We start from the raw sequence: 13,377 nt of genomic DNA on the forward strand, positions 1-13,377 counted from the left end.
TCACGCGGACTGAGTTCAGGCTGCTCCAGAGCCAAGGCAACGATCTGCTCGCGGATCTCTGCAGGTAGACGGTTCCAGACCCGGCTCGGCTGCGAAGGATGGTCATTCAACGCCTCGGGGCCGCCGCGCTGGTAGGCGTCGTACCAGCGGTAGAACGTCGAGCGCGTGATGCCGAGCTTGTCCAGGGTGGCACGCACCGGCAGGTGGGATTGCTCGACCAGCCGGATGATCTCCAGCTTCTCGGGGGCCGGGTACCTCATGCCTCGTCGCCCCCAGCCCCGCTCATGCTTATGGGATGGCCCGCCCCTCACCGAACCGTTGGTGGCATGCTGCTGCCTTGGAGGAATGGAGGGATCGGGAATGGCAAAGAGTTCGGTCGCCGTGCTGGGTATCGATCTTGGCAAAAACAGCTGTAGCCTGGTTGGCTTCGACCCAGCCGGTACGGTGGTTCTGCGTCGTCGCGCACGGCGTGAGACGATCGTCGGCCTCACGGCCAAGCTGCCCGCTTGTGTCGTCGCAATGGAGGCCTGCTGCGGCGCCCATCACCTTGGGCGGCTGCTGGCCGCGCAGGGACATACCATCCGACTGATGTCGCCCGAGTATGTCCGCCCCTACGTCAAGGCGCAGAAGAACGACGACCGTGATGCCGAAGCGATCGCCGAGGCCGCCACACGTCCGACGATGCGCTTCGTGCTCCTCAAGGCGCAGGAGCAACTCGACATGCAGAGCCTGCACCGGGTCCGGTCTCGGCTGGTCGGCATGCGCACCATGCTCATGAACCAGCTCCGCGCGATCCTGCTGGAGCGCGGTCTCGTTTTCCCGCAAGGCCGCCGCAAGTTCGAGACGGCGGTCGGCATTCTCGTGACGGATCCCCAGGCGCAGATTGGCGCGCGTATCCAAGCTCTCGTCGCCGAGATCCGTGAGGAGTGGGCGAGCCTCGACGGCCGTATCGAAGCTCTCGACCGAGAGTTCGTGGCGCATGCCCGCTCCGACGAGGCGGCACGTCGCCTGGTGTCGATCCCAGGCGTCGGGCCGATGACGGCCACGGCCTTGCGCGCGGCCGTCGATGACGGAAGCGCCTTCGCGTCCGCGCGCGACCTGCCGGCCTGGCTTGGCCTCGTGCCCCGACAGCATACGACCGGCGGCAAGCCGAAGCTGCTCGGCATCAGCAAGAGGGGTAACGCCTATCTGCGTGGGCTCTTCATCCATGGAGCGCGCGCAGCGCTGGCCTCACTGTCCAAGGTTGAGGATGCGACCGGCCGATGGTTGCGCGGTCTGCTGGCGCGGGCGCACTACAACGTCGTGGTCGTCGCGCTCGCCGCCAAGCTCGCGCGGATCGCTTGGGCGACGCTGCGCAAAGGAGTGAGCTTCGAGCGGCAGCCGGAGCCGGCCCTCGCATAGGGCATCAAAAGAGGTTGACCTGAGGCGGAGCGCGATCGCTCGGCCCGGGTCCACGAGGTCTGCGGGAGGACAGTGAAGATGGCCTGACGGTCGAGCGGCGTTCCGGAAGCCTGGCAAAAAAAGCGGCCCCCGAGGCCGAATTGCTTATGAGGCCCGGGACGTGCGGCTCTCCATCTTGGCGGCGGCCACCGTGCCGACATGCCGGATACGTTTGTGCAGACCGGTCACAGGCACCTTCATTGACGACCTTGCAGACGGGGCGGGCCATACGTTTAAGCAGACGGTTCTCCAGGACGAGATCAGCTACGACCTCCTTCAGCGCCCCCGCTTCGCGACGGAGATCCCGCACCTCGTCCGTGGTGGCCGCACGAGCCGTGTCGCCGGACAGGCGCTTCTTGCCAGCCTCCAGGAACTCCTTGGACCAGCCGTAGTACATCGAGGCGGCGATCCCCTCACGTCGACACAATTCGGCGATGCTGTCCTCGCCACGCAAGCCTTCCAGCACCACGCGGATCTTCTCCTCGGACGAGAACTGCCGACGTGTGGCCCGACGGATGTCCTTGATCACCGCTTCTGCCGGCTTCTTGGCCGGTCCGGATGTCTGCTTCATCTTCGTTCCTCAGGGGCTACGATGAACCAGTCATCCTCCGTTCGTGAAGACCCTCAATCTGTCCCACAGGTGCTGACGTCGGACACGGTTACGTCAAGCTCAAGGCCAAGCTCGACGTGCCGATCATGGCGACCGAGTATCCGTAGGCGGGCTTCGAGTCCTACGCGCCTTGGATCCTGCAGCGCGCCACCGATTTCCTGCGCGGCGACGTGGCGGTCAAGGGCGGCATCACCACGCTCGTCAAGGCGGCCCATCTCGCGGAGGCCTTCGGGATGAACTTCGAGGTCCACCACGGCGGCAACTCGCTCAACAACGTCGCCAACCTCCACGTCATCATGGCGATCCGCAACACCGAGTTCTTCGAGGTTCTGCTGCCGGATGCGGCGCAGAAGTACGGGCTTTCCGCGGACATCGCGGTCGATTCTGCCGGCATGGTGCACGCGCCAACGGGGGTCGGGCTCGGCGCGGAGATCGACCGCGATCTCATCCGGGCGAAGGCCACAGCCGTCCTGACGTAGGAGCATCCTCATCGCAGTCATCTTTTCCCGATCATGACGCCGCGTGCGCCCGCGGCCGGTGGCTCGCGGACGGCTCGGCGATGAGCCCGGCGGCGTCGGCGAGGCCGGCGATGTACTGGCCCGCCTCGCGGATATCCTGCCGGATCGCCGTGGCCGCTGCCTCCGCATCGCGGGCGCGCAGGGCCGAGAGCGCCGCGGTGTGCAGGTCGCTGCCCTTCTCCAGCAGCACGTAGTCCGGGATCACGTAGGTCAGGACAGGGCCGCACCTGAGCCAGATATTCTCGATCAGCCCCTCCAGGATCGGCATGCGCGCGAGGGCGTAGAGCTCGAAATGGAAGCGCCGGTGCAGGTCGAGATACGCGTCGAGGTTCCGCTGCCGGATCAGGGCCTTCATCTCGGCGAGCCGCGCGTCGAGGACGCTGAGGTCGCCCGGGGCTGCGCGTTCGGCGGCGCGGGCCGCGGCCCGACCTTCGAGGTCGCAGCGGATCGTCAGCAATTCGTCGAAACGCTCCACGTTCATGCGCGGGACCACGGCGCCGCCGCCCTGACCGGAGCTGCCGCGGTCCAGCACGTGCTCGGCGATCAGCCGGTTGACCGCATCGCGGACAGGCGTGAGGCTGATGCCGAGTTCGGCCGCGACCTCACGCAGGAGGATCCGCTCACCCGGCCCGAACCGTCCGCCGAGCATGGCGGTCCGCAGCTCCGCGTAGGCTTGGTCCCAGAGCGGCAACCGCTCGACCTGTCTCATGGTGTTGGTTCCCCCCTGCCCGCCAGCAATCCTGCGCCGCTGGATCAGGATGGATCAGCGAGACCGGCTGCGACCACACTTGACAACCTACCCACTTTCCATCGTTATAACAAACAACGAATACACGAGGAACGCCATGCTCACCCGCCGCAGCCTCGTCGGAAGCCTTGCCCTGGGGGCACTCGGCGCCCGCGCCGCACTGGCGCAGTCGGGCTTCCCGGCGCGCGAGATCACCTTCATCGTGCCCTGGAACGCGGGGGGCTCGAACGACATCCTGGCACGCGGGCTCCAGCCGCTGCTCAAGGAGCGCGGCATCACGATGATCGTCGAGAACCAGCCCGGCGCGACCGGCACGATCGGGATGCGGCGCGTCGCGACGGCGAACCCAGACGGGTACACGCTCGGCATGGGGACGAGCTCGACGCTGGCCTACATGGCCGAGGGCAAGACGCCTCTGAAGAGCGGCCAGTTCAGCCACATCGCCCGGGTCTCGATCGACCCGCTGATGCTCCTCGTCCCCGGGTCGAGCCCGTACCAAACCCTGGACGATTTCCTCGCGCACATGAAGAAGAACCCGGGCAGCGTGTCGATCGGCACGCCGGGCAACTACAACCTCAATCACATCTTCGCCTCGATGACCGCCCGGGCGGCGGGCGTCGCCTACATCAACGCTCCGTACACGGGCGGCGCCAAGGTCATCACCGACCTTGCCGGCGGGCAGATCCAGGCCGCAGTGCTCAAGCCCGCGGAATCGCTGGGCCAGCTGCAGCAGGGCCTCGTGCGCGCACTCGGCGTCTTTGCCGACGAGCGCCTCCGGCAGTTTCCCGACGTGCCGACCTTCAAGGAGCGCGGCTACGATGTGTTCCCGTTCGGCCCGGTGGTGCAGATGGCCTACGTGGTCGCCCCAGCCAAGCTCCCGCCGGAGGTGCGCACCAAGCTGATCGACGGCTTCAGCGCCGCGATCGGGGACCAGCGCTTCAAGGATTTCGCCGAGCGCAACGCCTTTCTGATCGCACCCCTGACCGGGGATGCGCTGACCGCCGAGGTCGATCGGGTCGAGCAGTCGATCAAGGTCGTGGCCGAGAAGGTCTTCAAATCCTGAGCCGACGCGCCCCTCCGAGCGCTCGAACGATCTGAACAACGACCGGGACGGATAGCGTGACCAAGATCAAGACGATCACCTGCCATGTGGTGACCACGCCGATCAAACGGCCGTTCACCTCCTCGCGCGGCTGGCTGTACAAGACCCGCGGCACCTGCCTCGTCGAGATCGAGACGGCGGACGGCATCGTCGGATGGGGCGAGTGCTACGGGCCGTCCGCAGTTGCGAAGGCGTTCATCGACACGCAACTCGCCCCCCGCGTGATCGGTCAGGACCCGTTCGACGTCGAGGTCGTCTGGGAGGACCTGTACAACCGGATCAAGGATTACGGGCCGAAGGGCATGTCGATCGCCGCGATCAGCGGCATCGACATCGCGCTCTGGGACATCATCGGCAAGAGCGTGGGCAAGCCGGTGCACAAGCTCATCGGCGGCGCCTTCCGCACCAGCGTCGACGCCTACGCGACCGGCCTGTACTTCACCGACATGGATCGGCTCGTCGAGGAGGCGGTCGAGGAGGCGCGCGGCTACGTCGAGGCCGGCTTCAAAGCTGTGAAGATGAAGATCGGTCTCGGCTCGATCGAGCGCGACATCGCCCGCGTGGCGGCGGTGCGCGAGGCGGTCGGCCCGGACATCCGCCTCATGGTCGACGCCAATCACTCGCTCACGGTGCCCACCGCCATTCGCATGGGACGGCGGCTGGAAGAGCTCGGCATTGAGTGGTTCGAGGAGCCGATCTCGCCGGAGGATCTCGACGGCTACGTCGAGGTCACCCGCGCCCTCGACATTGCGGTGGCCGGCGGCGAGAACGAGTTCACCCGCTGGGGCTTCCGCGACGCCATCACGCGCAAGGCGATGGACATCGTCCAGCCCGATGTGTGCGCGGCCGGCGGCATCACCGAGTGCAAGAAGATCGCCGCCATGGCGACGGCGCACGGCGTCGAGTGCGTGCCCCACGCCTGGGGCTCGGTGGTGGGCCTCGCCGCGACCATCCACTTCCTCGCCTCGATCCCCGATCAGCCGCCCTGCCTGTTCCCGGTCCCGCCGATGCTCGAGTTCGAGCAGGAGGAGAACCCCTTCCGGGATCACCTGGCCCTCGAGCCGATCCGGCAGGTCGGCGGCAAGGTCGCGGTCCCCACCGCGCCGGGCCTCGGCGTGGAGGTCGACCGCGCCGTGATCGACCGCTACCGCGCCGCCTGAGGCACACCGCGATGCGCTTCGTCACCTTCTCGAGCGGCGGCGCGGAACGGGCCGGTATCCTGCTGGGCGACGCCAGCGGGCCGGGCGACCTGGTCGTCGACCTCGCCCATCCCGCGCTGCAGCCGGCGCTCGCCGGCTCTCCCCCGCAGGTCCTGGACCTGATCCGCTCCGGGCTGGCCGACGCCGCAGCGCGCCTGCGCGATCATGCCATCCCGGAGGCCGCGCAGCTGCCGCTGCGATCGGTGCGCCTGCGCGCACCGCTGCCCAAACCCGGCCGGATCTTCGGGATCGCGCACAATTACGTGGACGCGTTGGCCGAGCGCGGCGCGCCCCATCCGAGCGAGCCGTTCCTTTTCATGAAGGAGCCGTGGACGGTGATCGGCCCGGGCGAGCCCGTGGTGCTGCCGCCGGGCATCGGCGGCTGCACCTACGAGGCCGAAATCGCCGCGGTGATCGGCAGTCGCGCTGAGCAAGTCGCTGCGCAAGACGCGCTGGCTCATGTCTGCGCCTACGGCGTGTTCAACGATGTCAGCGCCAGCGAGCTGATCCGCCGCGATGGCTTCGGACCCGGCAAGAACATCGCGACCTTCGGCCCGTTCGGCCCCTACCTCGCGACCAGCGACGAGGTGCCCGATCCTCAGGCCCTGCGGATCGGGCTGTCGATCGACGGGGTGAGCCTGCAGGACTCCTCCACGGCCCTGATGCTGTTCTCGGTCGCCGACCTCGTCGCCCACCTGTCGCGGAAGACGGCACTGGAGCCGGGCGACGTGATCGCCACCGGCACACCGGCGGGGATCGCGGCTCTGCGCCAGCCGCCCGCCTGGATCCGGCCCGGCACGACGATGACCGCTTGGGTCGAGGGTTTGGGCAGTCTGATCAGCCCGATCGTCGCCGAGGAAGGTCTATGACCAAGCGCCCCGTGGTCCTGTTGACCAACCCGATCCATCCGGAGGCGGAGGCTATGCTGGCAGAGTATGCCCGCCCCGTCACCGCACCCGACCCGAGCCCCGAGACACTGCGGGCGCTCGTCGCCGAGGCGGAGGGGCTCGTGGTGCGCGTCAAGCTTCCCGACGATATCCTGGACGGCGCGCCGCGGCTGCGCGGTATCGTCCGCCACGGCGTCGGCCTCGACATGATCCCCGTCGCGGTGGCGACCGCGCGCGGCATCCCGGTCGCCAATCTACCCGGCAGCAACACCCAGGCCGTGGCCGAGTACGTGTTCGCGGCGCTGTTCCACCTGCGCCGCCAGGTCTGGCGTCTCGACGGCGGCCTGCGGGCGGGGGGATGGGGCGCCGTGCGACCCATCGCCGAGGGCCTCTCTGAGATCGGCGGCAGCACCCTCGGGGTACTCAGCCTCGGCGAGATCGGCGGCCGCGTCGCGCGGATCGCCCATCACGGCTTCGGCATGCGCGTGCTCGGGACCTCCCGCAGCGGCACGACGCTCGGCGGTCTCGTCCAGGCGGTCGACCTGGAGACGCTGTTCGCGCAGAGCGACGCGGTGGTGATCGCCTGCCCGCTCACCGAGGCGACGCGCGGCCTCGTCGACGCGGCGCTGATCAGCCGGATGCGCTCGCAAGCCGTCCTCATCAACGTCGCCCGCGGGCCCGTGATCGACGCGGCCGCGCTCGCCGCCGCCCTGCAGGCGGGCAAGCTCGCCGGTGCGGCACTCGACGTGTTCGACGTGCAGCCGTTGGCCTCCGACCACCCGCTCCTGGCCTGCCCGAACCTGCTGCTGACCCCGCACGTGGCCGGCATCACGCAGACCAGTTCACGCGCGATGAGCGTCGGCGCCGTTGAGGAGATGCTGCGCATCCTGCGCGGCGAGCGACCGCGCAACCTCGTCAATCCCGAGATCCTGCCCGAGACCCAATCCAAGACTCTTTCCGCCTGAGGAAAAACCCATGCGCATCACCCGCATCCAGTCCGTCCCGATCTCGTTCCGGGTCCCCGAGGGCCAGAACGTCCGCCTCGGCATCGGGCGGGCGGTCAAGCGCGACGCCGTGCTCGTCAAGGTCGAGACCGACGAAGGCCTCGTCGGCTGGGGCGAGGCCCATCACGGCCGCTGCCCCGGCGCCATCGCCAAGCTCATCGACACGACTCTGTCCGAGCTCGTCGTCGGGATGGATCCCCTCGACGTCAACGGCGTCTGGGCCCGGGTCTACCGGATGCAGCTCGCCAGCCACGGCATGGGCGCGGCCGCCGCGATGGCGCTGTCGGGACTCGACATCGCCCTGTGGGACATCCGCGGCAAGGCGACCGGATGGCCGATCTACCGGCTGCTCGGGGGCGCCGCCCGCGCGGTGCCAGCCTATGCCGGGGGCATCTCCCTCGGCTGGCAGGAGCCGGCCTCCTTGGCCGACGAGGCACGTGCCCACGTCGCCGCCGGATACCGAGCGGTGAAACTGCGCGTCGGCGACAGCCCCCGGCGCGACATTGCCCGCGTCGAGGCGGTGCGGGAAGCTCTGGGCGCCGACGTTGAGATCCTGGTCGATGCCAACACCGGCTACACGGTTGACGACGTGCGCCGGGTGATGCCGGCGTTCGAGGCGGCGGGGGTTGCGTGGCTGGAGGAGCCGTTCCCGCCCCACGATGCCTACAGCTACGGCGAGGCGGCGCGCTTCGGCACCGTGCCGCTCGCCGCCGGTGAGAACCACTTCACGCGCTACGAGTTCGTGCAGGCGCTGCAGGCCGGTTACCTCGGCTTCGTCCAGCCCGACCTGTCGAAGACCGGCGGCATCACCGAGACGATGCGGATCGCCGCCCTCGCCTCCGCCTGGAAGATCTCGGTCAACCCGCACACCTCGGCCACCGGCATCAACATGGTGGCGACGCTCCACCTGCTCGCGGCCGTCGACAACCCCGGCTACTTCGAGGGGGACGTGGCCCGGCACAACCCCTTCCGCGACGACGTGATCGGTCTGCCCTACCGACTCGACGCCGAGGGCAAGGTGTGCCCGCCGGACGGTCCGGGCCTCGGCGTCGAGGTCGACGAGCGCTTCCTAGCCGCCAATCCGCTGATCGACGGCCCCTGCTACGTCTGATCTCCTTTGACGGATCGCGCGGCCCCACGACGTCCGGGGGCTTCGCACGAGCAAGAACAAAAAAGCCAGGTCGACCGGAGGGACGCGTGCTTCACTCGATCCAACAGCACAGGGAGCGCTACGCCGGCGTCCTGACCGCGCTGATCGGCCTGGGGGCCATCACGGAATCGGCCACCTACGGCCTCGGCACGCTGGCGGCGATCGGGCCAGGGGCCTTTCCGCTGGCCATGGGTGTCATCCTCGTGGCCTGCGGCCTCAGCATCGGGCTGTCGAAGGCGACCGTCGCCGACGCACACGACCACGACCGCGTCGACCTCAGCCGACCCGAATGGCGCGGCTGGACCTGCATCATCGGCGGGATGCTCGCCTTCCTGCTGCTCGCCCGGACCGCCGGCCTGTTCCCGGCGACGTTCGCTTGCGTGTTCCTGTCGGCGATGGGCGACCGCACCTCGACGGTGCGGGGTGCCTCCCTCCTTGCGACCCTGATCGCGGCCTTCGGCTGCAGCCTGTTCTACTACGGCCTGCACATCCAGCTGCCGCCGTTCGCCTGGGGGCAGTCATGATCGGCACGGCGCTCACCGACCTCGCCCACGGCTTTGAGGTCGCCCTCCAGCCAACGAACTTCCTCGCCTGCTTCGCCGGGGTCCTGCTCGGCAACATCGTCGGCGTGCTGCCCGGGATGGGCGTGATGGCGGCGATCTCGATCCTGCTTCCGCTCACCTTCGCCATGCCGCCGGTGGCCGCCATTTTGATGCTGTCGGGCATCTTCTACGGGGCGCAGTACGGGGGCGCGATCTGCTCGATCCTGCTCAACCTGCCCTGCCATCCGCCGCATGCTGTGACCTGCCTTGACGGTTACCCTCTGACCCAGCAGGGCAAGGGCGGCACGGCACTCGGCATCACGATGCTTGGCGGATTCTGCGGTGCCTCGTTCGGCATCGTGATGATGATCTTCTTCGCGCCCCTCCTCGTGCGGGCGGCGCTGAAGTTCGGGCCCGCCGACGTGTGCTCGCTGATGCTGCTCGGGCTGCTCGCCGGTTCGACGCTGGCCCGCGGCTCGGCGCTGAAGGGCATCGCCATGACGACGCTCGGCCTCCTGCTCGGCATCTTCGGCACCGACGTCACGTCGGGCTATGAGCGCTTCACCTTCGGCCTGCCCGAACTCGCCGACGGGATCGAGATCGTCGCCCTCGCGCTCGGGCTGTTCGGGATCGCGGAGTTCCTCAAGAGCGTGAACAAGGTCGAGCCGCTGCGCGGCGCCGCGGGCGTGCGCCTGCGCGACATGCGGCCGAGCGGGGAGGACCTGAAGCGCTCCGCCCTGCCGATCCTGCGCGGCACGCTGATCGGCAGCCTGTGCTCGCTCATCCCGGGCACCGGCCCGACCATCGCCTCGTTCGTCGCCTACGCGGCCGAGAAGAAGATCTCGCGCACGCCCGAGCGCTTCGGGCGGGGCGCGATCGAGGGTGTGGCGGCGCCCGAGACCGCGACGCACTCCTCGGTCCAGGGCGACTTCATCCCGACCATGAGCCTCGGCATCCCGGGCGACGCGGTGATGGCGCTGCTGCTCGCCGCCCTGACCATCCAGGGTATCACGCCGGGTCCGCTCCTGATCTCGCAGCACCCGGACATCTTCTGGGGCCTGATCGCGAGCTTCTGGGTCGGGAACATCCTGCTGATGGGGCTCAACGTCCCCCTGATCGGCGTCTGGGTGAAGCTGCTGACGATCCCCTACCGCTACCTCTATCCGAGCGCGCTGTTCTTCGTGTGCATCGGCGTCTACTCGACCAGCAGCAGCCTGTTCCAGGTCGGCGAGACGCTGGTGATCGGGATCTTCGGGTACCTCCTGCTGATCCTCGGCTTCCACCCGGCCCCAATCCTCCTCGGCTTCGTGCTCGGGCCGCGCTTCGAGGAGAACTTCAGGCGCGCCATGCTGCTGTCGCAGGGCGACCTGACGGTGTTCGTGGAGCGCCCGATCAGCGCCGCCTTCCTCGCGGTCTGCGCCATCCTGATCCTCGGACAGCTCTTTCTGCGCTGGCGACGCCGGGGAGCGTTGGTGCCCGATGGCCCCGTCGTGATGGAGGGCTGAGCCTGATAAAGTTGACTGGGGGAGCGATGTCGCCCTGAACCTCGACATGGTCCGCGCATGGTCGCACGCGCTTCGCGCGCCGCATCGGCCGATTGCGGGCCGCTCGAGATGCGGGCGCGACGGGTGGGCTATAGGTGGCCGCCCAAGGTCGTGAACGATCGGGCCGCTCGGCCCGCGCACGCCGGCCCGTCACGGTGGGTGCCATTCGCTCACGGCAAGGCCTTGTTTGATCCGGCCGTCTACGGCTCGCTTTGCTCCAAAAACAGGTCGGCCGCTCAAGATGAGGATAGTCCCAGCGGGGGCTAGCGGGTTTGCAGGCTTCCCTCAGCGTCCGCTTCGGAGCGAAGGCCCTCGTCGGCTGAATGACCGAGATGGGCGCAAAGCCGATCGGCCGGTTTTGCGCGAGTCGGCGATCCGGCATGGCATAGTCTGGCCAGTTGCGACCAGTCCGCTTCCGAATCGGAAACGGAAAAAGCAGACGTCGTTGTGATGCCCGCTCGTGTCTCTATCCAGGCGCTCACGATGATCACTTTACGGTACTCTTAAACCGCCCGTTGCTGTCTCCGCAGACGCAGCTAGACGGTGTGGACGCCGTTACGCTTCACGAAGGATGTCCTTCAGCGTCGCCCACCGACACCATTATGAAAAAGATACGATCACAGGAATCCGATGGAGAACCACGGGACCAGGATGATGACGAGGAGGCCGATCAAGAGGGCGACGATGTAGCCGACGATCGGGCGCATTCCGGCATCGGGGTGGATCCGACTGATCGCGCAGGCGGCGTAGTAGCCGACGCCGAAGGGCGGGGCGAACAGCCCGATGCCCATCGCGAGGATCACCACCATCGCATAATGGACCTCATGCACGCCCACCGCCCGCGCGATCGGGAACAGCAGCGGCCCGAACAGCACGATCGCGGGGATGCCCTCTAGCACCGAGCCCAGGATGATGAAGGCGACTGCCGAGACGAACAGGAAGCCGAGCGCCCCGCCGGGCAGGCTCTTCATCACTTCGGCCAGCGTCTGCGAGAAGCCCGATTGCGTCAGCGCCCAGGCCATGCCGGTGGCCGCCCCGATGATCAGCAGGATCGCCCCCGACAGCGTCGCGGTGGTCACCAGCATCGGATAGAGCCGCCGCCAGTCGAACCGGCGGTAGATCAGGAGGCCGGCCAGCGCCGCGTAGACGATGCCGATGGTCGAGACCTCGGTGGCGGTGGCGATGCCCTCGACCACGGCAAAGCGGATCACGAACGGCAGCGCCAGCGCCGGAATCGCCACCAGAAAGGCGCGGCCGATGATCCGGCCCGAGGGCCGGGCGACGTGGCTCAGGTCCTCCCGGCGGTAGCGCCACCAGACGAGGGCGCACAGCGTCACGGCCAGTACCAGGCCCGGCAGCAGGCCGCCAGTGAACAAAGCGGTGATTGATACGCCGGTGACCGAGCCGATGGTGATCAGCACGATCGAGGGCGGGATCGTTTCGGTCTGCGCGCCGGTTGTGGCGAGCAGGGCCACGAGGTCGCCCTCCTTGGCGCCCCGCGCCTTCATCTCGGGGAACAGCACCGGAGCCACGGCCGCCATGTCGGCGGCCTTCGACCCGGAGATGCCGGAGACGAGGTACATCGCCCCGACCAGCACGTAGTGCAGGCCGCCACGGACGTGACCGAGCAGCGAGGCCAGGAAGCCCACCATCGCACGGGCCATGCCGGTCATCTCGATCAGTAGGCCAAGGAAGACGAAGAGCGGCACGGCGAGCAGGATCAGGTGGCTCATGCCCTCGTCCATGCGCCCGACCACCACCATCGACGGGGCGTTGGTGGTCAGCGTTATGTAGGCGTAGGTCGACAGACCGAACGCGAAGGCGATCGGCACTCCGGAGAAGACCAGCGCGCCGACTCCGAGGACGAAGAACAGCAGCAGGTTGAGGTTGCCGAGGTTCATCAGCCAGGGCTGGAGCGCCACGAGGCCTGCGGCGATTCCAACGCCCAGCGCGAGCGCGCCCGCCGTCAACTTCCAGTCGGCAGTCTCCAAGAGCCGGATCACCGCGACGATCAGCATAAATCCTAGGCCGACAGGCAGGGCGGCCGCGCGCCACGCGTTGTTCAGCTCCAGCGCCGGCGTCTGGACGAAGGTCTCCTCGCCGGCGAATTCCCAGGCCGGCTCCAGAAGCAGCGCGACGAAGATCAGTCCGGCCACCAGGGCGACCGTCTCCAGAAAGGCGCGCAGGCGCGGCCCGCTCATGGCGACGAAGGCGGTCATTCGCATATGCTCGGCGCGGCGGAAGGCCACCACGGCGCCCAGCATGGCGAGCCACAGGAACAGGACCGAGGCCAGTTCGTCTGACCAGACGAGGGGCTCGTGGAAGACGTAGCGGCTGACGACGCCACTGAGCAGCACGCCGATCTCGGTCAGAACCAGCAGCGCCGCGGGGATCTCCACGAGGTGGCCCAGGCCGGCGTCCAGCCGGCGCAGCCAGCCCTGTGCGCGCAGGGGCGGGTCGGTCAACGCAACCCCCGCCGTCGGCTCGACGGCCGCGATATCAATCTGCATGGCGATCGTCCCTCAAGCGAGCTTACCGAGGTCGTTCAGCAACTGCCCGTCCGCCCCATGGAGGAACGCAGAACTGGGATGTGCCGCCGAGCGCTGGCAGGTTGTGGCGGCCCTTCAAGGCCA

Annotated in this window: 10 protein-coding genes and 3 pseudogenes; 9 read left to right on the forward strand and 4 right to left on the reverse strand. The window is 68.3% G+C overall.

Annotation, left to right across the window (positions count from 1 at the left end; all coding sequences use genetic code 11):
* A pseudogene (locus MKK65_RS06715) lies at positions 1-290 on the reverse strand (helix-turn-helix domain-containing protein); the annotation flags it as partial.
* 91 nt (positions 291-381) lie between these two features.
* On the opposite strand from MKK65_RS06715, the gene MKK65_RS06720 reads away from it, so the two are divergent.
* On the forward strand, positions 382-1,401 hold the full coding sequence (locus tag MKK65_RS06720; RefSeq protein WP_243956498.1) for an IS110 family transposase: 1,020 nt from the start codon (positions 382-384) through the stop codon (positions 1,399-1,401).
* Positions 1,402-1,669: 268 nt separating this feature from the next.
* Here MKK65_RS06720 and MKK65_RS06725 read toward each other — a convergent pair.
* Positions 1,670-2,011: pseudogene (locus MKK65_RS06725) on the reverse strand (transposase); the annotation flags it as partial.
* A 161-nt stretch (positions 2,012-2,172) separates the two neighbouring features.
* Here MKK65_RS06725 and MKK65_RS06730 point away from each other — a divergent pair.
* Positions 2,173-2,529 (forward strand): annotated as a pseudogene (locus tag MKK65_RS06730) (enolase C-terminal domain-like protein); the annotation flags it as partial.
* A gap of 31 nt (positions 2,530-2,560) precedes the next feature.
* On the opposite strand, the gene MKK65_RS06735 reads toward MKK65_RS06730, so the two are convergent.
* Positions 2,561-3,277: a GntR family transcriptional regulator gene (locus MKK65_RS06735; protein ID WP_147909492.1), complete on the reverse strand. Its 717-nt coding sequence runs from the start codon at positions 3,275-3,277 to the stop codon at positions 2,561-2,563.
* Positions 3,278-3,413: 136 nt separating this feature from the next.
* Between MKK65_RS06735 and MKK65_RS06740 the strand changes: the two genes are divergently transcribed.
* The 7 genes from MKK65_RS06740 (at position 3,414) to MKK65_RS06770 (ending at position 10,705) form a co-directional block, all read left to right on the forward strand.
* Complete coding sequence (locus MKK65_RS06740; RefSeq protein ID WP_147909493.1) at positions 3,414-4,379, forward strand: Bug family tripartite tricarboxylate transporter substrate binding protein; 966 nt, start codon at positions 3,414-3,416, stop codon at positions 4,377-4,379.
* Between the two features lie 56 nt (positions 4,380-4,435).
* Complete coding sequence (locus tag MKK65_RS06745) at positions 4,436-5,578, forward strand: mandelate racemase/muconate lactonizing enzyme family protein (RefSeq protein WP_147909494.1); 1,143 nt, start codon at positions 4,436-4,438, stop codon at positions 5,576-5,578.
* A gap of 11 nt (positions 5,579-5,589) precedes the next feature.
* Positions 5,590-6,486, forward strand: coding sequence for a fumarylacetoacetate hydrolase family protein (locus MKK65_RS06750; protein WP_147909495.1), 897 nt, complete (start codon positions 5,590-5,592; stop codon positions 6,484-6,486).
* Positions 6,483-7,469 (forward strand): NAD(P)-dependent oxidoreductase, encoded by a 987-nt coding sequence (locus MKK65_RS06755; protein WP_243956477.1) that lies wholly within the window; start codon positions 6,483-6,485, stop codon positions 7,467-7,469. Before MKK65_RS06750 ends, MKK65_RS06755 begins: the two co-directional genes overlap by 4 nt.
* 10 nt (positions 7,470-7,479) lie before the next feature.
* Complete coding sequence (locus tag MKK65_RS06760) at positions 7,480-8,619, forward strand: mandelate racemase/muconate lactonizing enzyme family protein (RefSeq protein WP_147909497.1); 1,140 nt, start codon at positions 7,480-7,482, stop codon at positions 8,617-8,619.
* An 86-nt stretch (positions 8,620-8,705) separates the two neighbouring features.
* Positions 8,706-9,182: a tripartite tricarboxylate transporter TctB family protein gene (locus tag MKK65_RS06765; RefSeq protein ID WP_187193501.1), complete on the forward strand. Its 477-nt coding sequence runs from the start codon at positions 8,706-8,708 to the stop codon at positions 9,180-9,182.
* Positions 9,179-10,705, forward strand: coding sequence for a tripartite tricarboxylate transporter permease (locus MKK65_RS06770; protein WP_147909499.1), 1,527 nt, complete (start codon positions 9,179-9,181; stop codon positions 10,703-10,705). The genes MKK65_RS06765 and MKK65_RS06770 overlap by 4 nt, the downstream gene beginning before the upstream one ends.
* Before the next feature lie 656 nt (positions 10,706-11,361).
* On the opposite strand, the gene MKK65_RS06775 is transcribed toward MKK65_RS06770, so the two are convergent.
* Positions 11,362-13,254 carry a TRAP transporter large permease subunit gene (locus MKK65_RS06775; RefSeq protein WP_243956479.1) on the reverse strand — a complete coding sequence of 631 codons (1,893 nt, stop codon included), beginning with the start codon at positions 13,252-13,254 and terminating at the stop codon, positions 11,362-11,364.
* Between the last annotated feature and the right edge of the window lie 123 nt (positions 13,255-13,377).

Origin of the sequence: Methylobacterium sp. J-001, assembly GCF_022829565.1 — a bacterium.
Classification (GTDB): Bacteria; Pseudomonadota; Alphaproteobacteria; order Rhizobiales; family Beijerinckiaceae; genus Methylobacterium.